Below are 26112 nucleotides of genomic sequence, written 5' to 3' on the forward strand. Positions count from 1 at the left end.
GTTAATAAATCTTAAGCAGCGAATTCCATGTGAGTATTGTATGTTTTAATTTTGTAATTGAAAAAATTGATAGTTTAAGTGTTATCTCATAAGAAAATTAAATGCTTTGTAAAATAGCAGCCGCTTCTCGCAAAGTTTCGTCTGTCTTTGCAAAGCACACTCTTAACTGTTTAAAATCCTTCTGCTTATTATTAAATACTGATGTTGGTATGGTTGCCAATCCATAATTTTTTGTTAGTCTTTCAGCGAAAGCGATATCACTTTCATCTGTAATTTCAGCAAAACCTAACAACTGAAAATAAGTTCCCTGAGAAGGAATTATTGCAAATTTTGAATCTTTCATTAGTGATAAAAAAGTATCGCGTTTATTCTCATAAAACTTTGGAAGAGCCATATATTTATCTGAATCTTCCAAGTAATTACTAATGGCAACCTGCATGGGGTGATTAACGCAAAACACATTGTACTGATGAACTTTTCTAAATTCTTGCATGAGCACTTCAGGAGCCACACAGTACCCCAATTTCCAGCCAGTAACATGGAAAGTTTTACCAAAGGATGCTGTAATAAAAGTTCGATTTTTTAATGCTGAGAATCGTGCAGCACTTTGGTGGATATGACCATCAAAAATAATGTGCTCGTACACTTCGTCGCTAATTACCAATAAATTATGAGCTACCACTATTTCTTGTAACGCAAGCATGTCTTCTTTAGTGAAAAGCGTTCCGCTAGGATTATGCGGTGTATTTATAATTAGCATCTTGGTTTTTTGTGTAAGCAAGTTTTTTACTTCCCCCCAATTTGGTTTGTAGTAAGGCGCTTCAAGCTGATATGCAATTGTCTTGCCCCCAAAAAGAGTAATAGTAGGCTCGTAGCAATCGTATGCAGGAGTGAAAATAATAACCTCATCGCCTTTATTAATGGTGGCGGCGATAGCGGTAAAAATAGCTTGTGTTGCACCTGCGGTTATTGTGATTTCCGTTTTCGGATTATAAGAAACTCGATGCTCTTTCTCAATTTTTTCTGAAATTTTCTCTCGTAACGACAACAGGCCAGGCATTGGCGCATATTGGTTATGTTTATCACGCATTGCTTTTGTCACCAACTCATTTAACTTGCAGTCACTTTCAAAATTAGGAAATCCCTGTGCTAAATTAATAGCTTCATATTTTGACGCCATAGCGCTCATCACACTAAAAATAGACGTGTTAACGGAAGGGAGTTTACTCATTACCATAATGTTGTTTATTATTTATTCTGTAGCAGATACTATATACATATACAGTATGTAAAGGTAAATGAGTATCTTGCACAACCCAAACCTACTTTGTTATACCATGAAGAAATCAATTATTTTCTTCCTTACGTACGCATGCCCTATATGGATAGCTGTTACTTTTGCACAGCAAGATAACGCTATTGATACTACTAGAGTATCTTTTAATAGGCTTGTAGATTCTTCAGAAATCTATTACACATCTGGCAACTACAAGAAATCACTAGAGGTTAACATAAAAATTCTCAATAAAGCTTTTGAAATTGGAGACCCTTCTTTAATTCATAAAGGATATCGATTCTTGGGATATGACTTTATGGCCTTAGATGATATGGTAACTGCCCAAGAAAATTTTGTAAAGTCTGAACGCTATGCCATTGAGTCTAAAAACGACACAGCTATCGCTATCACGTATATGGATTTAGCAAATCTCTATTCTTATGAAGAAGAAGGATACGATAAGGCAATGAAATACCATAAGAAGTCTATAGAAAAATTTAAAAAAATAAAAGACTCCTTAAGTTTATCTAAAGCCTATTTTAATACCGTTGTCACAGCTTTCTCTGAGGAAAAATACAAGAGCGGACTCTACTATCTAAACAAAGCCAATGAGTTAAGAAAACAGGCAAAAAGCATTTCTTTTGAAGCTGGTATAGAAAACCTTTTCGGATCTTATTACATAAGTCAGAACCAATTCGAGAAGGCAGAAGAGGCTTACTTAAAGGCGATAGAAATAGGGGAAAAAGAAGAACTCTCTGCAGAGCTTGAAAATTCGTACCGAGGGTATAGTGACGTGCTCTTCGAAAAGGAAGAGTATGTTAAGGCATTTGAGATTCGTAAAATTTATGAAGAGTATCTTTTAGCTAACAGCGAGATTGTGAAATCTGCTGCGGCTAATAATGTTAGCTCAAAGTTTCAAATAGCTGAATATCAAAAAAGTGCCGAAGCTGCACAACAGAAAAATGAGCTGCAAGCAGAATTAATGGAAACTAAGAACCGTACCAACACTTTTTTGTGGTTTTTTTCGGCCTTAGGGGTAGTACTTACAGGGTACTTATTTTATGCATACAGACGGAGAAAGCGACTCGTTCGTGAACTTCAGATTAAAAACAAAGAATACTTACGAGCAAAAGAAGAAAGTGATAAGCTTGCAAAAGCAAAAGCAGAATTTTTCTCTACAGTTAGTCATGAGTTACGAACACCTCTATATGGTGTTATAGGACTAAGCACAATCTTATTAGAAAACAAAGAGCTCGAGAAACATGAAGAAGACCTAAAATCTTTGAAGTTTTCTGCAGATTATCTTTTAGCACTCATTAATGATGTTTTACAGATGAACAAGATCGACAGTCAGAGTTTTGATGAAGACGATGCTGTTTTTAATCTAAGAGAGCTCATTGGCACCATTGCTTCTTCTTTTGAGTATATGAAATTACAACACAATAATATATTTGAAATAACTATTGAACCTCAAATGCCAGAGCTACTCAAGGGCAACTCTGTAAGGCTATCACAAATACTAATGAACTTGATTGGCAATGCGTGCAAGTTTACAGAAAACGGAATAATAGATATTAATGCCAGAGTAACCAATGCCACTGAAGAAGACGTAATGGTTCAATTTACGGTGAAAGACACCGGTATGGGGATAGCAAAAAATAAACTGGAGAGTATTTTTAATGAATTTTCTCAGATTGAGGCTGCTAGTCAAAATTATCAAGGTACTGGGCTAGGGCTTCCCATTGTAAAAAAATTATTGCAGCAAGCCAATTCAGAGATTAACGTACTTAGTGAGCCTGGTATAGGAAGCACTTTTACCTTTACTTTATTATTTGATGTTCTTAGAAAAAACAACACACAAGATACTGCGCCAATAATAGACACTAAACAGCTTGCTTCTAAACGTATTTTGATTGTAGAAGACAATAGAATTAATCAGACTGTTACCAAGAAGATTCTTGAAAATGATGGGGTACTATGTGAAATTGCTGAAAATGGTGAAGAGGCAATAGAATGTGTCGAAAATGAAACGTACGATCTTGTATTAATGGATATAAATATGCCGGTTAAAAATGGTATTGAAGCCACACAGGAAATACGAAAATTCAACAAAAATATCCCTATTATTGCTCTTACAGCGGTAGAGGTGGAAGAAATTCGCTATCGTATTTTTGATTGTGGAATGAACGACATTATCGTAAAGCCATATGATGTTACAAAATTTCGAGAAACCATTGCCAAGAATTTAATGACAAAAGACACGTCCCTTAAAAAATCGAAAACTGTATAATTTCGACTAAACAATCCTGATATACCGCATAAAAAAATCCCAAACTATAAAATAGTTCAGGATTTACATCTCAACAGTATTATTTTTATCCCTTCATAGATGCTGAAAGGTATTCTCGGTTCATTCTTGCAATGTTTTCAAGTGAGATTCCCTTTGGGCATTCTACCTCGCAGGCGCCCGTATTCGTACAGTTTCCGAAGCCTTCCTTATCCATTTGCTCAACCATATTTAAAACACGTGTTGCAGCTTCTACTTCTCCTTGCGGTAACAAGGCATACTGACTCACCTTAGCAGAAGTAAATAGCATAGCACTTGCATTTTTACAGGCTGCTACACAAGCTCCACAACCTATGCAGGCAGCAGCGTAAAACGCATCATCTGCATTCTCTTTCTCTACAGGAATGGCATTAGCATCTATAGTATTTCCAGAAGTGTTTACTGAAATATAACCTCCTGCTTGTTGAATACGATCAAAAGAACTTCGATCTACCATTAAATCTTTAATCACCGGAAAGGCTTTTGCTCTAAAAGGCTCTATCACAATGGTATCTCCATCATTAAACATACGCATATGGAGCTGACATGTTGTTACCAAACGATCTGGGCCATGAGGTTCTCCGTTAATTTGAAGAGAACAACTTCCGCAAATACCTTCACGACAATCATGATCAAACACTACAGGTTCTTCTCCTTTGTTGATTAACTCTTCATTTAACACGTCTAACATTTCTAAGAAAGACATATCTTCTTCCACGCCATCAATAGGATATGTTATCATACTTCCCTTGGCTTCTGCATTGGCTTGGCGCCAAATTTTTAACGTCAATTTCATAGTCTGTTATTTATAGCTTCGTGTCTTTAATTCAATATTTTCGAAGATTAAATCTTCCTTATGTAAAACAGCGTCCTTAGGCTCACCTTTGTATTCCCATGCCGAAACGTATTTGAAGTTTTCGTCATCACGTAAGGCTTCTCCTTTTTGCTCTCCACTTTGTTCTACACTTTCTTCTCGGTAATGTCCACCAGCAGATTCATTTCTTTGCAACGCATCTTTAGCAAACAATTCTCCAAGTTCTAAGAAATCTGCTACTCGCCCAGCCTTTTCAAGCTCTGGATTCATACCTTCTGCACTCCCTGGAATTTTAACATTGGCCCAAAAATCTTTTCTTAGCTCTGCAATTTCTGTGATAGCATCGGCAAGGTCTTTTGCATTACGAGACATCCCGCATTTATTCCACATAATTTTTCCCAATTTCTTGTGGAAATAATCTACAGAATGCTTTCCAGAGCCACTCATTAATTTATTAATTCTATCGCGAACATCTTTTTCTACAGCATCAAATTCTGGAGTATCTGTAGGGATTTTTCCCGTTCTAATATCTTTACTTAAGTAATCTCCTATGGTATAAGGTAACACAAAATAACCATCTGCCAATCCTTGCATCAATGCACTAGCCCCTAGTCTATTTGCTCCGTGATCACTGAAATTAGCTTCTCCTGTGGCATATAAACCTTCTACGGTTGTCATCAAATTATAGTCTACCCAAATTCCTCCCATGGTATAATGTACCGCAGGGTAAATCATCATTGGGGTTTTATATGGATTTTGATCCACAATTTTCTCGTACATCTGAAACAAGTTACCATACTTGTTTTCGACAACGGCAGCTCCTAATTTATAAATTTCTTCAGCACTCGGATTTTTATTACCATGAATCAAGGCCTCTTCTTTTCCGTAGCGCTCAATAGCACTTGCAAAATCCAGATAAACGGCCTCTCCAGTCTTGTTAACTCCATAACCTGCATCACAACGCTCTTTTGCTGCTCTCGAAGCTACATCTCGCGGCACAAGGTTACCAAATGCCGGGTAACGACGCTCTAAGTAATAATCTCTATCTTCTTCTTTAAGATCGGTAGGTTTCTTTTTACCTTCTCGAATAGCTACCGCATCTTCAATATTTTTTGGCACCCAGATACGCCCGTCGTTTCTAAGACTTTCAGACATTAATGTTAGCTTAGACTGATGGTCTCCCGAAACTGGAATACAAGTAGGGTGAATTTGTGTGTAACAAGGATTAGCAAAAAATGCTCCTCTTCGATGTGCTTTCCATGCCGCAGTTACATTACTTCCCATGGCGTTGGTAGACAGAAAAAATACATTTCCGTAACCTCCACTAGCCAATACTACAGCATGCGCACTATGTCTTTCAATTGCACCGGTTACTAGATTTCTTGCTATTATTCCACGTGCTTTACCGTCTACCTTTACAATATCAAGCATTTCATGACGGTTGTACGGTTTAATCTTTCCTCGATTAATCTGGCGGTTCATAGCAGAATATGCTCCTAGCAATAATTGTTGCCCTGTCTGACCTTTCGCATAAAACGTTCTAGAGACAAGAACACCTCCAAAAGAACGATTGTCTAACAACCCTCCATATTCTCGAGCAAAAGGAACACCTTGCGCCACACATTGATCGATTATATTTCCAGAAACTTCAGCCAAACGATATACATTAGCTTCACGCGAACGGTAATCGCCTCCCTTTATCGTATCATAAAAAAGGCGATAATTACTATCACCATCACCTTGGTAATTTTTTGCAGCATTAATTCCTCCTTGCGCAGCAATAGAGTGTGCTCGACGCGGAGAATCTTGATAACAAAATGTTTTTACATTATATCCTAACTCTGCCAGTGTTGCAGCAGCACTACCTCCTGCCAGTCCGGTACCTATAACAATAACGTCTATGTTACGCTTGTTTGCCGGATTAACAAGGTTGATTTTATTTTTATGATTGGTCCACTTTTCGGCTAAGGGTCCTTCAGGTATTTTAGCATCTAATATTGACATAGCGGAAATTTTTTAGTGTGGAATTTGATTAAAATGCAAGTACAGTGCAATAAATATAAACCCTAGCGGAATTACTATTGCGTAGGCTTTTGCAAACTTAGTGAGTGCTACAGAATACTTATTGTTGAAGCCAACACTTTGAAAAGACGAAGCAAAGCCATGCCATAAATGTATTGCCAACAATATAAACGATAACACATACAATCCTACACGCACAGGATTTTCAAATTTATGAACTGTTTCTGCATAATAGCGTGTTGGATCTTCAGGATGAGTCTCTATGTACTTATGAATCATTTCTGGAATCCAAAAATCGTAAAAGTGTAGCCCTAAGAAGGCAAGAATTACCAATCCTGAAATTATCATATTTCTAGAAGCCCAGCTTGCATTAGCGCTTCCTTTATATGAAGCATATTTTACAGCTCGTGCATTTCTATTTCGTATTTCTAGAATAAAGCCCATCACAAAGTGAAAGACAACTCCAAAAATCAGTACAGGTTGTAAAAGATATTGCACCAAGAAATTACTTCCCATAAAATGAGACCAACTATTGAAGGTGTCTGGGTCGATAACTGAGGTTAAATTAATGGTAAAATGTTGTCCTAAAAAGAAAACTAAGAACAAGCCTGAAAGTGCCATGGCAACTTTTCGGGCGATGGATGAGGATATTATTCCCATTATGGTTGTGTTTTCAAAATTTTGTTATACAAAAATACGGTTCGCAACGCGTTTAGGCAAACTATCTACAACGTTTTGCAATATTTAGAATCGTTCTTTTTACTCTACTTCAAAGGTCTGCTTTGCTATTTTTCCATTCATACTTACTTTAATTTCGTACATCCCCTTTGGTAAGTAGTAATTTCCATCTTCAGCTTTCTGAATCGATATATCCTTTTTGACCATAGCTTTTTGCCCTTTTTCTGAAAGACTCACGTTGTAAGGTACAATATTCACTCCTTTATCCAATTCAGCCTTCCAACTATTTAGTACTGTTCCGTCTTCTGTTACTACGGAAATTTCCGAAGTACCACCAACCGGAGCATATATTTGAAGTGGCACTGAAGGCTGATTCAAGAAATCGCCAAATGCATTAAACCCGCTACTGCCCCATCGACGAGATGCTCTTATCGAGGATACATTTGCCATGACTAATGAATTCATGTTTTCAGCATTCATAATTTGCAACAGCTCAATATCTGCAACATAAATAGAGCGACCGTGGGTACCTACAACCAAGTCTTTTTCGCGTTTCTGAATCACCAAATCATGTACAGCCACATTTGGCAACCCTTCCGCAAAGACATTCCAACTACTACCTCTATCAAAAGAGACATAAGCGCCATTGTCAGTTCCTAAGTATAAAACATTTTCATTTTCAGAATCTTCACGTAGCACGTTAATAGGCGCCGTTGGCAAGTTACTAGCAATGTTTTTCCAGGTAGCACCATAATTCTCGCTCATATACACATAAGGCTTAAAATCGTCCCAGCGATACCCATTTAGCGTAACAAACACACGCTCTTTTTTATGTTCAGAAGCAATTACCCTGCTTACCCACAAATCTTTTGGAAATGAAGATGAAATATTCTGCCAATCTGCACCACCATTTTTAGAAACATAAACAAGTCCGTCGTCACTACCCGTATACAACAATCCAAACTCAAAAGGACTTTCGGCAATGGTCGTTAAGGTTCCATATGCAACATTTCCTTTTTTACCACCGTTGGTAAGGTCTTTAGAAATAGCTTGCCAATCTGTACCCTGATTCATAGATCGCATTAGTTTGTTACCCCCTAAATACAAAATATCTTGATTGTGTGAACTTAACAAAATAGGGGTTTGCCAATTAAATCGATACGGATTCTCCCCTAGCTCATGTTTTGGTTGTATATAATCATTCTTATTAGTTTTTCGATTTAATCTAAAGTAGTTACCAAATTGGAAACCTGTGTATACAATGTCACTATCTCGGTTGTCAATTTGAATTTGCATACCATCACCACCCATGATAAATTCGTAAGGATATTTGCCATTTTGCATCCATCCGGGGTTTTCTTCGCTGGTGTGCGCACCTACCCAAACACCATTATCTTGAAGTCCGCCATACACATTGTACGGCTCTTCATTGTCTACGTTTATTGCGTAGAATTGTCCCACAGCTGGTTGGTTATTTTTAATCCAATTAGCACCGTCGTCGTAACTAATATTTACACCCCCATCATTTCCATTAATTAAATGACCTGGCATTTTTGGGTTAATCCATAGTGCATGGTGATCTGCATGCACATTCGGGGCAGATATAGATTTGAATGTTTTTCCGCCATCTTTCGATTTTAAGATGGGTACTCCGTAAATGTAAATTCCATCTTTATCACTCGGGTCCACATGAATTTTTCCGAAGTAATACCCATAACTGTAGTAAATACCGTCTAGATAGTCATCATGTGTTTTCTTCCAAGATTTACCCCCATCGGTGCTTTTATACACTTCAGCACCAATCACTGGTGTATCAAACAACATGCTATTGGCGTCTTCAAGGTACTTCGCCAAATCTACAGGCTTTACGGTACCTCCTCGCACCATGTTCTTAACATTGTCTGCTCTGTATTTTTCCTGAAAACCGTTGTTGCGCAGGTAGGCGTTCAACTTTTTATCGTCTAAGGCCAAAAATTGCGACGTTGTCATGGTTTTAAACTGATCTTTAGAGAGACCGTCTCCCTCTTTTTGACCACCCTCGTCTTTTCTACGTGCTTGATTATCATGAATGGCATAAACAGTATTGGCATCGTACACGGCCAGACCAATTCTACCTACGCCGTCTCCTGTTGGAAAACCGCTATTTGGGTTCGAAACTTTACTCCACGAACTACCGCCGTCTGTACTTTTATAAATTGCACTTCCTTCACCACTTCCACGGAAATTCCAAGCTTTTCTATCCTTATCCCATGAAGAGGCATACATCAAGTTAAAATTGTTGAATGCGGCATCCATTTCAATAATACCACTCTGATCGTTTACAAATAAAGTACGTTGCCATGTATCACCACCGTTGGTTGTTTTATATACGCCGCGTTCGTCATTTTTAGAATATAAATGACCCACAGCCGCCACAACCACTTCATTCGGATTGTTGGGGTTAATAATAATTTTTGAGATATGGTGACTGTCTTTTAGCCCTTTGTTAGTCCATGTTTTTCCATTATCGGTAGATTGCAATATCCCAATACCAGCATAGCTCGATCTAGAGGCATTCACCTCACCTGTTCCTACCCAAATGGCGCCCGTTTTCCAATCTACAGCAAGACTCCCTACATTCTGTGTTGGACTGCTATCTAATATGGGTTCAAAAGTGGTTCCATTATTTTTTGTGTGCCATACACCACCACTGGCGTACCCCACGTAAAATTCGGTAGGATTATTGGGATTAACAGCCAAGTCTACTACGCGTCCACTCATAATGGTAGGACCAATATTTTTGAAGGGTAGGTTCTTTACGATAGAATTCTCAGTAAGATTTGTTTTCTGATTAATTCCGTTGCTTACTTCTGTTGCAGTAGAAGCTGGTTGTTGTGCACTTACTAAGGCAGCAACAAAAAAGGAAATGACAAAGAGAAATGATTTCTTCATGGTTGAGTTTTTAGGAAGCCACAAAATAGTGAAATTGTTGGGTGTTGACAAGATGTTTGTAGGTAGACATTGGTTTTAAATGTTAAAGCCAACTTCTTTACAAAAATATGTATGGCCATAAGTTTTGCAACTGCCATAAGCCTTTCAGCAAGATTTTCAGTATTTTTGAACAAAGTCAATGTTCAATTAAAAAATTCTCCGCTTTTGCGGACATCAACATGAAATATCACCCAATATCTTCAGATTTATACATTAATAACCGCAAGAACTTTATGGCACAGATGAAGCCCAGTAGTCTAGCCGTTTTTAACAGTAACGATATCTACCCCGTTAGTGCCGATAGTACTATGCCCTTTCAACAGGCACGTGATATCTTATTTCTAAGTGGCGTAGATCAAGAAGAGAGTATTTTGGTATTATTTCCTGATGCGCCAGATCCAAAACATCGTGAGATGCTTTTCTTAAAAGAAACAAATGAGCATATTGCTGTATGGGAAGGTGAAAAACTTACCAAGCAAACAGCATTTGAAACTAGTGGTATTAAGACTGTATTTTGGCTACAAGAGTTTGACAAGGTATTCTACGAGGTAATGACCCAGACAGATACTATTTATTTTAACACCAATGAACATTATAGAGCCAATGTAGAAACTGAAACTCGAGAAGCTCGCTTTATTAAAACAACAAAAGATAAGTTTCCTGCACATAGCTGGGCGAAAAGCAACCCAATATTGCAACGCTTGCGTTCTGTAAAAGATGCCATTGAAATTGATTTAATGCAAACGGCTTGCAACATTACTGAAAAGGGCTTTAAAAGAGTACTAGGGTTTGTAAAACCTGGAGTTTGGGAGTTTGAAATTGAAGCTGAATACATGCATGAATTTTTAAGAAACCGCTCAAAGGGCTTTGCATACACACCAATTATTGCTAGTGGGAATAACGCAAATGTGTTACACTACATTGAGAATAATCAGCAATGCCAAGACGGCGACCTTATCTTGATGGATGTTGGTGCAGAATACGCTAATTACAGTAGTGACATGTCGCGCACCATTCCCGTGAACGGAAAATTTACGCCAAGACAAAAAGAGGTTTACAACGCGGTAAATCGTGTAAAAAATGATGCAACAAAGATGTTGGTACCAGGCACTATGTGGAAAGAATACCATATAGAAGTTGGTAAGCTAATGACATCAGAATTATTGGGGTTAGGATTGCTAGACAAGGCAGATGTACAAAATGAAAATCCAGATTGGCCAGCCTACAAAAAATATTTTATGCACGGCACTTCGCATCATATTGGTCTAGATACTCACGATTATGGCTTGCTTTGGGAGCCCATGAAAGCAAACATGGTCTTTACCGTAGAACCAGGCATTTACATCCCAGACGAAGGATTTGGAATAAGACTGGAAGATGATGTCGTTATTCAAGAATCTGGTGAGCCCTTTAACCTTATGCGAAATATCCCGATTGAAGCCGAAGAAATTGAAGACTTGATGAACAAATAGCCTCTGGTAAATTGCTTGAATTTGAAGGTGTTGCTAAAATATTTTATCTTGTACTAGATTAGTTTTACACAAACAACTGTAGAATTAAATTACAGTTTCAATGAAATATGTCATTACATGCATTCTGCTTTTAATCGTGGCTACCGGTCTCTCACAAATCCCTACCCGCAGTTCTGGTTCGGTATCAACTGGGTCTAATATAGATGTTTTAGATGCTAATAGATTTACTATTTCAAAAATTACAACCGCCCCTAGTGAGATTAACTACAAAGAAATTGAAGGAACTCCTTACATAAATAACAATACAGGTGCTAACAATTATCTCCCTATAGGTAAATTTTATACGCCTGCGTTTGAATACATGGAAACTGCGTTTGCTCGATACAATGCGCACACAGATATGATGGAAGTTTCTTTATTAGATAATGGAGTAGATTATTATCTTTTAAAAAAGGAACCCGATTTTCTATATATCGTTTTAAAAGATAAAACATATCGAGCCTATGTGTATAACAACAGTATGGGGTACTTTGTTATTCTTTCAAAAGACGACACCCAAGCATGTACACTTCTTAAAAAGGAACGCGTGGTTTTCAAGAAAGCAGAAAAAGCAAGTAGTAGTTTTGTAACATCCTCACCAGACAGTTTTAAGAAATTGCGAGATGTGTATTATTTAAAAATAAACAATAGTCTATTTGAGGTTCCGAAGAAAAAGAAACTCTTTTACCAGCTTTTCAGAAACCAAGCAGCGGCTGTAGAACGTTACGCAAAGAACAACGGTTTGAAAATAAATCGCGAACAAGATTTGCTGGAAATTTGCAGGTATTATAACACCCTTACACCGTGACGCTTTTCCGAAGAAAACGACACTAAACAACTATGCTATTCTTCTTTTTACTAAATAGCAAAACTAGTATATATGTCACCAAGGCAGGTAAAACCCATCCCATGCTATGCTGAGATAAAGGAATATATTCTTTCAAATTAACAAGAGCACCTTCTGGCATAAAAAAGCTTAAGAAGTCTGGGATACTACATATAAATGTAACTAAAATCACTGCCCTAAAAAGCAGCGACGTTGCATACCGCTCTGGCAAAACATTTAATATAATTAAAACAATGGTAATTGGGTAGATAAACATAAGTGCCGGAAGCGCTATGTCAATAATATAATGTACATCAAATTGCCCCATAATTACGCCTAAGACACAACCAAAAACAACAGTTATAACATAGGCTGCATGAGCATTTTTACAGCGTCCCTTTACAAAATCGGCTGTACCAGTAATTATACCCACTGCTGTAGTAAAGCAAGCCAAGGCAACTAGCACTGCTAAAAATGCCGTCCCAATGCTTCCTAGCGTTTCTGTACTCAAAATAGTGAGTAGTTCTGTTCGATTTTCTACGGAAATCGTCCCGCTATAAAAAGCTCCTAGTGCAATGAGGCCACCGTATATAGCAAATAATCCTACACCGGCTAAGAAGCCCGACTTGGCAATCATTCTTTTCTTTTCGGCATAGTTGTATTTACCTTGTAGTGCTAGCGAAATAACAATGACACCACCCACCACAACACCGCCTATGGCGTCAAATGTTTGATACCCTTCCAAAACTCCTGCCGAGAGTCCGTTGTCGAAAATTGAAGCACGCATTGCTTCTGTTTCTCCAAATAGACCAACACCAATAATGCAGAGTAATAAAATGATTATTAAAGGTGTGAGAAATTTACCTATCAAGCTGATGATTCGTGTTCTGTTTAGTGCAAAAATTAGAACTAGTGCAAAATAAGCTGTGCTAAGCCATAAGGAGCTGATTTCAAAATAAGGCTGTATTGCCATTTCATAGGTTACTGAAGCAGTTCTTGGGGCGGGCAGTGCTACCGAAATAGCATACACCAAAATGCAATATACCAATGCAATACTAGGTGATATCTTTTTGGCAAAGTCTAACATGGTTCCCTGTAGGCGTGCATGTCCGTAAATTGCTAAAATCGGAATTATAACGGCAGAGGCAGCAAAACCAAGTAAAACCCAAATCCAGTTTTCGCCAGCGTTATAGCCTAAAAAAGGAGGTAAAATTAAATTCCCGGCACCAAAGAAAAGTGAAAAAAGTGCAAAGGCGGTAAGATAGGTTTGTTTGTTAAAATTCATTTAAATGGAAAAATACGAGTTATGCTTTAGTGCTATTGACTAATTTTGCAAGCCGAAATTTTCTCGAAGATATAAAATGATTTTTTCCTATCACAACAGTCCGATATATTATACAGACCAAGGTAGTGGTCCAGCAATAATTTTTTTGCATGGCTTTTTAGAAAGCAGCACTATGTGGAAGGAGATAATTCCGCATTTCACTACTTCCAATCGTGTGATAACACTAGATTTCCCTGGTCATGGCAAAACTCCAACGATCAAAGAAACACATAGTATGGAATTTTTTGCTGCTATTGTAGCAGAACTAGTGGCACATCTTAAAATAAAACAAATTACGGTTGTTGGGCATTCTATGGGTGGCTATGTAAGCATGGCAATGACAACCTTAATTCCGCAGCAAATTAGAACTCTTGTACTTCTTGCGTCTAGTCCAGACTCAGATTCTGAAGCGCGTAAACAAAATAGGGAACGGGCGCTAGAACTTGTACCAAACGCGAAAGATGCTTTTGTAAGCATGGCAATTTCAAACTTATTTAATGAACATTCTAGAAAGCAGTTTAGTAAGGAAATTTCCGAAGTAAAAGAAGAAGCACTCGCTCTTTCTGTAGAAGGAATTACTGCTGCTATACGGGGTATGAAGAATAGAAAAAACAGAACTTCTATGCTGAAAGACTTTAACAACCCAAAATATATGATCTGTGGCACCAACGACTCTATTCTACCTATTAGTAGCTGCGAAACTATTGCTGAAGCCACCAATACCGTCTTATTAAAGGTAACCGGAAGTCATATGATTCATATCGAAAAAAGAGACGAAATTGTTAAATTATTGCATTTAATCGAAAATAATTGCGTTTAATCGAAAATAATTCGTTTTTTTTTCTACATTTACCCTACCCAAACGAAAAAACCTACCAATAGTTATGGAAAAAATTACTACATCCCCATTTTCTCTTTTAAGTGTTGTATGTGCAACATTTGGACATGACTACGTTGAAACGCGTAAAATAACAAACCATATTAGTGAATACAGTTGCTGCCATTGCGGGAAACAAGTTTCCGATAATATGTCCGGGTCTTTAGAAATCTTGACTGTGAAAATTAAAGAAGCGAATAATGTGTTAGCTTCCTTTTACGCTAAGAAAGCTCAGAAAATTTCTGCTTAGTTTTATGAAGTTATTATCCTGTAAATTTAGTGGCCATTCTTTGAAAGAAATTTCAACAGATTCACTGTACATAAAGGAATTTGAGTGTACTAGATGTAACCAAAAGTACACTACAGATGGTTATGGAAGGTATGTGAAGCTCACAAAATATTGGCGAGAAAACAACCGGTATTTTGAAACATTTGCTGCCTCTAACAAATCGGCTTAATCCTCTTCTTCTAAAGCATTCCAACCGCGTGAGATAAGCGGTATTTTGGTGTTGGCTCGCGTAATGAGATGCATGCCCTCACTTTCTTTTGTCATATGGCCAATTACTGAAAAGTTTGGATTCGCTTTTATCTTTGGAAAGTCTTCGGTGCGTATGGTAAATAAAAGTTCGTAATCTTCACCTCCACTTAGCGCAATAGTTGTACTATCCATATTAAACTCTTCGCAGGTCGCTATGACTTGTGGGTCTAAAGGAATTTTATCTTCATATACATTACAGCCAACCTTAGAATTTTTACAGATATGAATGACTTCACTTGAGAGACCATCACTTATATCGATCATAGATGTAGGTTGCACTTCTAACTCAGCGAGCATTGCTGCAACATCTTTTCTTGCTTCAGGTTTCAATTGTCGCTCTATTAAGTAGGTGTAGTTTTCTAAATCAGGTTGTGAATTTGGGTTCACCTTGTAGACTTGTTTTTCACGCTCTAACACTTGCAATCCTAAATATGCCGCGCCTAAATCTCCAGTTACCACTAGTAAATCATTTTCCTTCGCTCCGTCGCGATAGGTTATTTTGTCTGGAGTTGCCTCACCTATGGCCGTAATACTAATAATTAAACCCGAAGTAGAGGATGTGGTATCACCTCCAACAACATCTACCTTATATAATGAAGCTGCCGTCTGTATACCACTGTACAATTCTTCCATAGCCTCGACTGGAAATCGATTTGATATGGCAACAGAAACAGTAATTTGTTTGGCCGTAGCATTCATGGCATATACGTCAGATAAGTTAACCATCACCGCTTTATAGCCCAAATGTTTTAAAGGCATATAGCCCAAATCGAAATGGACACCTTCAACCAGCATATCTGTTGTTACAACCATTTCTACACCTTCTTTTGGAGCTATAACGGCAGCATCGTCTCCTATGCCTTTAACGGTCGTGCTATGAGAAATAGTGAAGTGTTTGGTTAAATGATCTATCAACCCAAACTCCCCTAGGGATGCAATGGGTGTTTTAGAACTGTCTTTATTATCGAACATAATGTTGTTTCTATATTGGTTTGCAAAAATACGGCTTCATTTATAAACCACGACTCTATGATCTTGTAATTTAATAGAAGTAGATGTACCTTAGTCGTTTAAAGCTAAATCATGAAAAAGTTATTCCTCTTATTGTGCGCGGCAGCACTTTTTATCATGTGCTCTGATGACGAAACAACGGAAATTATTGAACAGGAAATGATGGACGAAGAACCTATGGATCCACCACCACCGCCACCGCCGCCTTTAACCTTTCCCGCACCGTGTGATGGAGGTAAAGCTGGTGAGATATATCCATGTTATGGAATAGATCTTATTTATCACATTAGTTTAGACGAAATGAATGCGAGCAGAGGAAATGATTGCTGGGGATGGACCGATTCAACCACTGGCAAAGAATATGCATTAATGGGATTAGACAATGGTACCGCATTTATTGACATTTCTAATCCCGCCCTACCCATTTACCTCGGAAAATTAGCAACACAAACATCTTCAAGTACTTGGCGTGATATTAAAGTTTATGAAAATCATGCCTATATTGTAAGTGAGGCCAGCGGACATGGAATGCAGGTATTTGATTTAACACAACTTAGAGACGTTAATAACCCACCTGAGAATTTCCAGATTACAGCAATCTACACAGAATTTGGCAGTGCTCATAATATTGTCATTAATGAAGAATCGGGATATGCTTATGCCGTGGGTACAGCAACCTTTAAAGGCGGACCCCACTTTATAAACATTCAAGAACCTGCAAATCCGCAGCCAGCCGGCGGATATTCCATGGGTTCTTACAGTCATGATGCTCAGGTAGTAACCTACACTGGCCCAGACACTGACTATACAGGTAGAGAAATTTTAATTGGAAGCAATGTAAACGAAATCGTTCTTGTAGATATTACCGATAAAAACAACCCACAACCTATTTCAACCATCGCTTACGGACAGACAGGATATACACATCAGGGCTGGTTTACCGAAGACCAACGATACTTTTTATTGGGGGATGAGCTAGACGAGCTAGATTTTGGATTTAATTCGCGTACCATCGTATTCGATTTTTCTGATCTAGACAACCCTATAGAACACACGCAATACGGAGGTCCCACTACGGCAATAGACCACAATGGCTATGTGAAAGATAACAACTATTACCTTGCAAATTATTCGGCTGGTCTCAGAATTATAGACGTTACCGATATTGCGAATGGAACTTTAAACGAAATCGCCTATTTCGATTCTTTACCTGAAAACAATACAGCCTCATTTACAGGGGCTTGGAGTGTATATCCATATTATGAAAGTGGTCATATAATCATTAGTGATATTAACACTGGTTTTTATCTTGTGAAATAGATTATTGATATATTTGCAATAAAGTTGAAAAAACGACACTACTTGTTGTTAAAAAGTATGCAAATTTTAAGAATACCTACACAATTTTTAATTTTTAGTGTCGTTCCATCACTAGTTTAAACCAAAGAAATAACTTTATATGAAAAAATCTTTACTCCCCTTTGCGTCCATCTTTTTTATGATATTTAGTCTTCAGGCCCAAACGCCCTGTTCTGGAGGTTCAGCAGGGGTATACCCTTGTGATGGCTATGACTTACAATCGTCTTTTGATTTGTCAGTTTTAAGTGCTGGTGCAGGAAACGACTCTTGGGGTTGGACAGACCCTAGTAATGGCGACGAATACGCAATTGTTGGTTTAGACAACGGTACCGTTTTTATTGACGTTAGCAATCCAACCAATCCTGTGTATTTAGGAAAATTGCCTACACACACTTCAAGCAGTACTTGGAGAGATGTAAAAGTATATAACAACCATGCCTTTGTTGTAAGTGAAGCAGGGGGACATGGAATGCAGGTATTCGACTTAACGAGACTTAGAAGCGTAACATCGCCTCCAGTGACATTTACTGAAGATGCTCATTACAATGGTTTCGGAAGCGCTCATAATATTGTGATTAATGAAGATTCGGGATATGCATATCCTGTTGGAGCAAATCAATTTAATGGCGGACCAATTTTTATTAATATTCAAAATCCTACAAATCCAATTTTTGAAGGTGGATATGGTATGGATGCCTATAGCCACGATGCTCAAATTGTAACATACTGCGGTCCTGACGCCGATTATAATGGAAGAGAAATTATGATTGGAAGTAACGCCAACGAGGTAGTAATTGTTGATATTTCAGATAAAAGCAATCCCGTAGGAATAGCTACCATCGATTATACCGATGTTGGTTACACACACCAAGGTTGGTTTACCGAAGATCAATCGTTCTTCTTACTAGGAGATGAAACTGACGAAAGAGATTTAGGGTATAATACACGTACAATTGTTTTTGATTTACGCGATTTAGACAATCCTTCAATTCACTTTGAATACGAAAGCAACTTTCCTGCCATAGACCACAATGGCTACGTGAATGGTGATAAGTTTTATTTATCAAATTACAGGGCTGGTCTTCGTGTATTTGACATTTCAGACATTGCTAATCAAAACATAGTTGAAGAAGGTTTTTTCGATTCATTCCCGAACAACAATAACGTTGGTTTTAGTGGCGCATGGAGCGTATACCCTTATTTTGCAAGTGGTAACATTGTTATAAGTGATATTAACAGAGGTTTCTTTTTAGTGAAAGCAATTAGTGACGATAACACACCACCAATTGCAAATTGTGGCACTGCTACCGTAACACTTGATGCCAATGGTACTGGAGTACTTGTAGCATCTGATGCAGACAATGGCTCGACAGATAATATTGGTGTTGCAGGGTTTTTGGCTTGTGACAAGTTCTTTGATTGCGCAGATTTAGGCACGCAGATGGTGGAAATTGAGGTTTATGATGCCTTCGGAAATAGAGATTTTTGTACTGCTACTGTTACAGTAGTAGACTCTTTGGCTCCAACTCTTAGCTGTCCTGCAGATGAAGAAGTACAGAACGATCCTGGACAAAATTTTTACACTGTACCTGATTACGTAGCGCTAGGCGAAGTATCTGCTACCGACAACTGTTCTACAGGTTTAACAATTACGCAAGATCCAGTGGCAGGAACACAGCTACCAGCAGGAAATTACTTTATAGTTTTTGAAAGCACTGATGATTCTTCAAATACAGGAAGTTGCCAATTTCAATTAGCTGTTGAGGTTCCGTTATCTGTAGATGATAATACCTTAGACTCAGGATTAAGTATTTTTCCAAATCCAGCGTCTGAAAAAATTACGATTCAATCTAACAACGCGGGAATCAACACTATTCACATCGTTGACATTTCAGGAAAAATTATTTTCTCTGAGGAAAGTAATGCGGTACAGTCTAAGACTATAGACCTGTCGAGTTATGCACAAGGTGTTTATTTCGTACACATTAATAACGCAATAGCAAAAAAAGTTATTAAGAGATAAGTAAAGCCCTTTTAAATTAAATACTAACTTAATTGCTAGTGATATGGTAAATGTGCTTGACAATGGTAATCCCCAAATTCAAAAATAAAATCATGGATATAAAGTATTGGTTTATACTTAGCGCCTGCCTACTTGGCTTGGTCTCGTGTAGTAGCGACGATGGAACCACCGAAGAGGAAGAAATGGAGCAAGAAATGATGGAAAACTCTTCACCAATAGAAGGTACAGTTAGTTTTGCCAGAAATCTTGGAGGGAGTGATGATGACTTTATTGTTTCCATTGTTGAAGTAAGTGATGGCTCTTATGTTATGGCAGGTTCTACCGAAAGTACAGATGGCGACATTACAGATAAAACAAGTGATGATAAAGATGTTTGGGTTGTAAAAACAAGTGCAACGGGTGCTGTTCTTTGGAGCAAAACCTTTGGAGGCTCAAATCAAGATGAAGCTACAAGTATTTCTAAAACAGCAGATGGAGGCTTTATAGTATCGGCGTTTACCTTCAGTGATGACGGCGATGTTACAGACAATGCTGGATTTATAGACTTCTGGGTGCTTAAACTATCAAGCAGCGGAGATTTAGAATGGGAAAACACGTATGGTTTTGAAGGTAGTGATACTGCCCATAAAATTAAACAACTTTCAGACGGCGGATACCTTGTATTGGGTGTATTAGACATTACAGCGAGCGGTGGTGCAGGTAATATTGGTAGAAACACAAACCATGCAGGTGGTGATTATTGGGTACTAAGATTAAACCCGATAGGTGAGATTATTTGGGCGCGTTTCTATGGAGGGACTTTTACAGACACTGCTTATGACTTTGTTGAAGTAGGAAATGGTGATTTTATTATTGTTGGCTCATCAGATAGTGACGATGTAGACATTACCAATAACAAAGGAGAATACGATTTTTGGATGTTAAACATAACGGGGTCTGGCGATATCAATTGGAAGAAAAATTTTGGCGGAAGTGAAATAGATTTAGGCTACAGCTTAGCTAAAACCACAGACGGAAATTTTATAGCGACTGGAGATACTAGAAGCTCAGATATAGACGTTAACGACCCTTTAGGGAACGCAGATGTATGGGCTGTAAAATTTAATGCTGCTGGTACAATTATATGGGAACACACCTACGGAGGTTCGCAGTTTGATTCAGCAAGAAGTATTACCCCAATGTCTAATGGCTACTATACTATTGCTGCCTCTTCTAGAAGCAATGACAATAACCTAACTAGTAATTATGGAGTTAATGATGCATGGTTTATTGTAATAGACGAAGAAGGAACATTAGTATTTGAAAAAAGCCTTGGAGGGAGCAAGCTAGATTTCGGGATAGCCCTTCTTGAAACAAGTAACACCGAAATTGTAATGGTTGGAAACACCGAGAGTAGCGATGGAGACTTTACCCAAAACAAAGGTGGAAAAGATGCATTTTTAATAAAAGTTAAATAAAAGGAAATAAAAAAATTATGAAAAAAATTGCCCTATTACTAATTACAATAAGCCTCATTATTGGATGCAGTAATGATGATGACAACACTGTAGAACCTATCGTGGAAACACAAGTGTCTTTTGCGTTCAGTGAGTATTGGGATGATACACCTATTGTAAACGCAGATTACCAAACAACAACATTTACGAATGCCTTCGGGACAGATCTTACCATATCTAAGTTAGTATATCTTATATCTGACGTTACTTATACGGCCACAGACGGTACCGTTTATGATGCGGGCGATTACTTTTTAATAGATGCACGGGCAGGAACAAACTCCACATTCACTCCAGATATTGAAATACCAGAAGGAGAATACGCAGTATCTTTTACTTTTGGCTTTGATGATGAGGACAATGACAAAGTTGGTGGATACGCAGACTTAAATTCTTCAGACGGTACATGGTCTGTACCTGCACCTCTTGGTGGTGGTTATCATTACATGCGCTTGGAAGGAACTTTTGAAGACAGTTCAGCAGCTACTCAAACGTATCAATACCATACCATACGTGCCAACAAACACACAAGCCTACCTCCAGGACCAGGAACATTAGAAGAACTTACCGACACTTCTTTTTCTGTTAATCTTGGAACGTACTCTATCGTGGAAGGAACAGAAATTAAAGTAGAAATGAACGTTGCTGAATGGTTTAAAAATCCGAATACTTGGGACTTAAACGTAAATTCAACTGTTTTGATGCCAAAATACGACGTGCAGTTAGACATGAATGAAAATGGTCGTGACAGTGTGTTTAGTGCTGGGCCAGTTATTTTACCATAATTACTCTTATGAAAGTTGTTGGAATTTTTAGCGTATTACTAACCACTCTTTTGCTAGTTTCTTGCAAAGATAGTGACGATACTGCCTCTGGTTATATGGCCACTCCGGCACCGCTAGAAATTCCGACAATTTTTGAAAATCAAATTTTAGCACCTATTATTCCCGATGACAATCCCCAAACAGTTGAAGGAATTGCGTTGGGGAAAAAGCTTTTTTTTGATAAGAAACTTTCCGCAGACAACACACAAGCTTGTGCTTCCTGTCATCGCCCAGAGAATGCTTTTACTGATCCAAGAAGATTTAGTGTAGGTATCTCTGGTGAAAATGGATTTAGAAACTCGATGCCACTCCATAACTTAGCATGGAATTTTAACACTCAATTTAATTGGGATGGCAGCGCAAACAGTTTGGAAAGTCAGATTTTTGAGCCTGTTACCAACCCTATTGAAATGGCTAATACCTGGCCAGCTGTTGAAAACACCCTACAAAACACAGCTAACTATCCAGAGTTATTTGAGGAAGCTTTTGGCACTCAAACCATAGATTCTACACTGGTAACCAAAGCCCTTGCACAATTTATAAGAACAATGGTTTCAGCAAACTCTAAATTTGACCGTGCTCAACTCGGACTTGCCGAATTAACTCCGCAAGAGCAAAACGGCTTGAACGTTTTTTTAGATGAAAGCAGAGGTGATTGTTTTCATTGTCACGGACTTCCAGAAAATCCGTTATGGACAGACAATGCTTTTCATAACAACGGGCTAGACTCAGAATTTGATGACCTTGGTAGAGGTAACGTTACAGGAGACCCTAGAGAATTTGGTCTATTTAGAAGTCCAACACTTCGAAACTTGAAATTTACCGCCCCGTATATGCATGACGGGCGTTTTGAAACACTAGATGAAGTGATTAATCATTATAGTGAAGGCCTAGTTTTTTCTGCTACCATAGACCCGCTTATGAAAGCTATAAACGAAGGAGGGGTACAATTAACCGAATCTGACAAAGCAGATTTAAAGGCTTTTCTACTGTCGCTATCTGACGACGAATTTGTGAATAATCCAGATTTCAGAAATTAAAATTATCTCACCATTTTTTTCGGGTGTTGACGCACAAAAAATGTATTGACTTTAACTATAATAGCATAAGATTATTTAAAACACTGTCTATGGTAAAACGAGGGATTTGCCGTATATTTGCACTCTAATTTAGAATAATTCTACTGTATGATAAAAGTTAGCGATACAGCCAAAATAAAGCTGGAGCAGTTAATGAGTGAAGAAGGATACGCTATTACAAATGACTATGTTCGTGTAGGCGTTAAGAGTGGCGGTTGTTCAGGTCTTTCGTACGACCTTAATTTTGATAAGGTAATTGGAGAAAATGACAAGCTGTTTGAAGACAATTTGGTAAAAATTGCTGTAGACAAAAAGAGCTTTTTATACTTAGTAGGAACCACGTTAGAATACAGCGGAGGATTAAACGGGAAAGGCTTTGTGTTTAACAACCCAAACGCAAACCGCACCTGTGGTTGTGGAGAATCTTTTTCATTATAGAAGGAATAAAAGTAGGGGTAGAATAATTTGCTATGAGTAAATATACAGAAGACGATTTAAAGAAGGAACTCGAGACGAAAGAATACGAATATGGATTTTATACAGATATAGAATCTGAAACGTTCCCTGTAGGCCTAAACGAAGCTATTGTAAGAGCCATTTCAAAGAAAAAAGAAGAGCCAGATTGGATGACTGAATGGCGCCTAGAAGCTTTTAGATATTGGCAAGAAATGGAAGAACCTGAATGGGCAAATGTACAGTACAAAAAACCGAATTTTCAGGACATTTCTTATTACTCTGCACCTTCAACAAAGCCAAAATACAACAGCATAGATGAAGTAGATCCAGAGTTATTGGAGACTTTCAACAAACTAGGAATTTCTCTAGACGAACAAAAGAAACTTGCTGGAGTTGCCGTAGACATCGTTATAGATTCAGTTTCTGTGGCAACAACATTCAAAGATACTTTAGCCGAAAAAGGTATCATATTTTGTTCTATTTCCGAAGCAATAAAAGAACATCCAGAATTAGTTAAAAAATATATTGGTTCTGTAGTTCCGCAACGTGATAACTTCTATGCGGCATTAAATAGTGCAGTTTTTAGCGACGGTTCTTTTTGTTACATCCCGAAAGGCGTTCGATGTCCGATGGAGCTTTCTACGTACTTCAGAATTAACCAAGCTGGTACAGGTCAGTTTGAGCGTACTTTGGTAATTGCAGATGAAGGGTCGTATGTTAGTTATTTGGAAGGCTGTACCGCGCCAAGCAGAGATGAAAATCAGTTACATGCGGCGGTAGTAGAACTAATTGCACTTGATGACGCTGAAATAAAATATTCTACCGTTCAAAATTGGTATCCAGGAAATAGCGAAGGAAAAGGCGGGGTTTTCAATTTTGTAACAAAACGAGGAATCTGTGAAAAGAATGCAAAAATTTCATGGACTCAAGTGGAAACAGGAAGTGCCGTTACTTGGAAATATCCTAGTTGTGTGCTTAAAGGTGACAATTCAATTGGCGAGTTTTACTCTATTGCAGTTACCAATAATTTTCAGCAAGCAGATACAGGTACAAAGATGATTCATCTTGGCAAAAACACGCGAAGTACTATTATTAGTAAGGGAATTTCAGCTGGAAAATCTCAAAATAGTTATAGAGGTTTGGTGCAAATTAATGCCCGAGCCGACAATGCTCGAAATTTTTCGCAATGTGATTCACTATTAATGGGTAACAATTGTGGTGCCCATACGTTTCCATATATTGAAGCTAAGAATAAAACGGCTCAAGTAGAACACGAGGCTACTACTAGTAAAATTGGAGAAGACCAAATTTTCTATTGTAACCAGCGTGGTATTGACACCGAAAAAGCAATTGCGCTAATTGTAAACGGTTTTAGCAAAGAGGTTCTAAATAAACTCCCAATGGAATTTGCTGTGGAGGCTCAAAAATTACTTGAGATTTCACTAGAAGGATCTGTTGGATAATTAATTATAAATCACAAACAACCACATACTCATGAAAAAGTTAATAGCACTTTTAACAATTATGCTTGTATTAGTAGCTTGTAAGTCTGAAAACAAGGAAGGGCAAGAAAACACTAGTGACACTTCAGAAACTACAGTAGTAACTGAAGAAAATGCTAATCAATTTAGAGGTGAATTTATTTATATCAATGACGGAGCTGTACTAAAAGGAAATAGCTTTATTTATGGTGTTGCCATTAACGATATGGCCGAAGAGTTGAAAAAGAGAGTAGCGCCTGTAAAAAAGGACACGTATGATATGGTGCCTGTTATTGTAAAAGGAACGTTGGCGAATAAAGAAGCTGGTGCCGAAGGTTGGGATGAAATACTTACCATTACCGAAATTGTAGATGTAAGTAAGACGCCAGCAGAGGCAGACATTAAAATTGAAGACAAGAAAAACTAATTATGTTACATATTAAAGACCTGCACGCAGGAGTAGACGAAAAGGAAATACTGACCGGCATTAACTTAGATGTAAAGCCAGGAGAAGTACATGCTATCATGGGCCCAAATGGTTCTGGTAAAAGTACGTTGGCTTCGGTAATTGCAGGAAAAGAAGAATTTGAGATTTCTAAAGGCGAACTTACGTTTGAAGGTGAGGATATTTCAGAATTAGATCCCGAAGAACGCGCCCACAAAGGGCTATTTCTTTCGTTTCAATACCCTGTAGAAATACCGGGAGTGACCGTTACTAATTTTATTAAAACGGCCATCAACGAAAATAGAAAAGCAATAGGTGAAAAAGATATGCCAGCAGGTGAAATGCTTAAGAAAATTAAAGCAAAGGCAGAACTTTTAGAAATTGATCGTAAATTTTTGTCGCGTTCACTAAACCAAGGTTTTTCTGGTGGTGAGAAAAAACGTAACGAAATTTTCCAGATGGCAATGTTAGAACCAAAACTTGCTATTCTAGACGAAACAGATTCTGGGCTAGATATTGATGCACTTAAGATCGTTGCCAATGGAGTTAACAAACTTAAAAGCAAAGACAATGCAGTTATTGTGATTACACACTACCAACGTCTGTTAGATTATATAGTACCCGATTATGTGCACGTTCTTATGAATGGAAAAATTGTAAAGTCTGGCAGTAAAGAACTTGCTTACGAGTTAGAAGCAAAAGGTTACGATTGGATTAAAGAAGAATTAGTATAACAGGTTAAAGCAGTAAGAAAACTTTTTTCCTGCCTATAACCT

22 protein-coding genes are annotated in these 26112 nt (G+C 37.9%); 15 read left to right on the forward strand and 7 right to left on the reverse strand.

From position 1 onward, the window contains the following. Positions 1–97 precede the first annotated feature (97 nt). Positions 98–1231: a methionine aminotransferase gene (locus G5B37_RS08505; protein ID WP_318527349.1), complete on the reverse strand. Its 1134-nt coding sequence runs from the start codon at positions 1229–1231 to the stop codon at positions 98–100. A 106-nt stretch (positions 1232–1337) separates the two neighbouring features. Here G5B37_RS08505 and G5B37_RS08510 point away from each other — a divergent pair, with 106 nt between their 5' ends. Beyond that, complete coding sequence (locus G5B37_RS08510; protein WP_164679614.1) at positions 1338–3566, forward strand: tetratricopeptide repeat-containing hybrid sensor histidine kinase/response regulator; 2229 nt, start codon at positions 1338–1340, stop codon at positions 3564–3566. An 85-nt stretch (positions 3567–3651) separates the two neighbouring features. On the opposite strand, the gene G5B37_RS08515 is transcribed toward G5B37_RS08510, so the two are convergent. From G5B37_RS08515 to G5B37_RS08530, 4 genes are all read right to left on the reverse strand, one after another. Then, positions 3652–4398 (reverse strand): succinate dehydrogenase/fumarate reductase iron-sulfur subunit, encoded by a 747-nt coding sequence (locus tag G5B37_RS08515; RefSeq protein WP_164679615.1) that lies wholly within the window; start codon positions 4396–4398, stop codon positions 3652–3654. Between the two features lie 6 nt (positions 4399–4404). Next, a complete protein-coding gene (locus tag G5B37_RS08520) occupies positions 4405–6420 on the reverse strand; it encodes a fumarate reductase/succinate dehydrogenase flavoprotein subunit (protein WP_164679616.1) in 2016 nt (671 codons plus the stop codon). A 12-nt stretch (positions 6421–6432) separates the two neighbouring features. Continuing rightward, positions 6433–7098, reverse strand: a complete 666-nt coding sequence (locus G5B37_RS08525; protein ID WP_404814777.1) for a succinate dehydrogenase cytochrome b subunit — start codon at positions 7096–7098, stop codon at positions 6433–6435. A 99-nt stretch (positions 7099–7197) separates the two neighbouring features. Then, on the reverse strand, positions 7198–10047 hold the full coding sequence (locus G5B37_RS08530) for a WD40/YVTN/BNR-like repeat-containing protein (RefSeq protein WP_164679617.1): 2850 nt from the start codon (positions 10045–10047) through the stop codon (positions 7198–7200). A 218-nt stretch (positions 10048–10265) separates the two neighbouring features. Between G5B37_RS08530 and G5B37_RS08535 the strand changes: the two genes are divergently transcribed. Further along, positions 10266–11558, forward strand: coding sequence for an aminopeptidase P family protein (locus G5B37_RS08535; RefSeq protein ID WP_164679618.1), 1293 nt, complete (start codon positions 10266–10268; stop codon positions 11556–11558). 100 nt (positions 11559–11658) lie between these two features. Beyond that, positions 11659–12405: a hypothetical protein gene (locus tag G5B37_RS08540; protein ID WP_164679619.1), complete on the forward strand. Its 747-nt coding sequence runs from the start codon at positions 11659–11661 to the stop codon at positions 12403–12405. A gap of 22 nt (positions 12406–12427) precedes the next feature. Here G5B37_RS08540 and brnQ read toward each other — a convergent pair whose 3' ends face one another. Then, positions 12428–13708: a branched-chain amino acid transport system II carrier protein gene (brnQ, locus tag G5B37_RS08545; protein WP_164679620.1), complete on the reverse strand. Its 1281-nt coding sequence runs from the start codon at positions 13706–13708 to the stop codon at positions 12428–12430. A gap of 76 nt (positions 13709–13784) precedes the next feature. Between brnQ and G5B37_RS08550 the strand changes: the two genes are divergently transcribed. The 3 genes from G5B37_RS08550 to G5B37_RS08560 all read left to right on the forward strand — a co-directional run bounded on the left by G5B37_RS08550 (position 13785) and on the right by G5B37_RS08560 (position 15082). Further along, positions 13785–14567, forward strand: coding sequence for an alpha/beta fold hydrolase (locus tag G5B37_RS08550; protein WP_164679621.1), 783 nt, complete (start codon positions 13785–13787; stop codon positions 14565–14567). A 64-nt stretch (positions 14568–14631) separates the two neighbouring features. Beyond that, on the forward strand, positions 14632–14874 hold the full coding sequence (locus G5B37_RS08555; RefSeq protein ID WP_164679622.1) for a hypothetical protein: 243 nt from the start codon (positions 14632–14634) through the stop codon (positions 14872–14874). Between the two features lie 4 nt (positions 14875–14878). Next, a complete protein-coding gene (locus G5B37_RS08560; protein ID WP_164679623.1) occupies positions 14879–15082 on the forward strand; it encodes a hypothetical protein in 204 nt (67 codons plus the stop codon). Here the strand turns inward: G5B37_RS08560 and thiL are convergent. Then, positions 15079–16134: a thiamine-phosphate kinase gene (gene thiL / locus G5B37_RS08565; RefSeq protein ID WP_164679624.1), complete on the reverse strand. Its 1056-nt coding sequence runs from the start codon at positions 16132–16134 to the stop codon at positions 15079–15081. The two genes, G5B37_RS08560 and thiL, sit on opposite strands and share 4 nt — an antisense overlap. A 111-nt stretch (positions 16135–16245) precedes the next feature. Here thiL and G5B37_RS08570 point away from each other — a divergent pair, with 111 nt between their 5' ends. From G5B37_RS08570 to sufC, 9 genes are all read left to right on the forward strand, one after another. After that, positions 16246–17493: a choice-of-anchor B family protein gene (locus G5B37_RS08570; RefSeq protein WP_164679625.1), complete on the forward strand. Its 1248-nt coding sequence runs from the start codon at positions 16246–16248 to the stop codon at positions 17491–17493. Positions 17494–17632: 139 nt separating this feature from the next. Further along, entirely contained in the window at positions 17633–19555 is a 1923-nt protein-coding gene (locus G5B37_RS15250) for a choice-of-anchor B family protein (protein WP_164679626.1), read from the forward strand. 92 nt (positions 19556–19647) lie between these two features. After that, a complete protein-coding gene (locus G5B37_RS08580) occupies positions 19648–21012 on the forward strand; it encodes a hypothetical protein (protein WP_164679627.1) in 1365 nt (454 codons plus the stop codon). A gap of 17 nt (positions 21013–21029) precedes the next feature. After that, a complete protein-coding gene (locus G5B37_RS08585; RefSeq protein WP_164679628.1) occupies positions 21030–21836 on the forward strand; it encodes an MbnP family protein in 807 nt (268 codons plus the stop codon). 8 nt (positions 21837–21844) lie between these two features. Beyond that, the gene (locus tag G5B37_RS08590; protein ID WP_164679629.1) at positions 21845–22915 is read left to right on the forward strand and encodes a cytochrome-c peroxidase; all 1071 of its coding nucleotides are present in this window, start codon (positions 21845–21847) and stop codon (positions 22913–22915) included. Positions 22916–23062: 147 nt separating this feature from the next. After that, positions 23063–23392, forward strand: coding sequence for a HesB/IscA family protein (locus tag G5B37_RS08595; RefSeq protein ID WP_164679630.1), 330 nt, complete (start codon positions 23063–23065; stop codon positions 23390–23392). Positions 23393–23424: 32 nt separating this feature from the next. After that, on the forward strand, positions 23425–24873 hold the full coding sequence (gene sufB / locus G5B37_RS08600; protein WP_164679631.1) for a Fe-S cluster assembly protein SufB: 1449 nt from the start codon (positions 23425–23427) through the stop codon (positions 24871–24873). Positions 24874–24904: 31 nt separating this feature from the next. Beyond that, complete coding sequence (locus tag G5B37_RS08605) at positions 24905–25318, forward strand: hypothetical protein (RefSeq protein WP_164679632.1); 414 nt, start codon at positions 24905–24907, stop codon at positions 25316–25318. Between the two features lie 2 nt (positions 25319–25320). Continuing rightward, on the forward strand, positions 25321–26070 hold the full coding sequence (sufC, locus tag G5B37_RS08610; RefSeq protein ID WP_164679633.1) for a Fe-S cluster assembly ATPase SufC: 750 nt from the start codon (positions 25321–25323) through the stop codon (positions 26068–26070). The last annotated feature ends 42 nt before the right edge of the window (positions 26071–26112 follow it).

The organism is Rasiella rasia, assembly GCF_011044175.1.
Taxonomy (GTDB): Bacteria; Bacteroidota; Bacteroidia; order Flavobacteriales; family Flavobacteriaceae; genus Marinirhabdus; species Marinirhabdus rasia.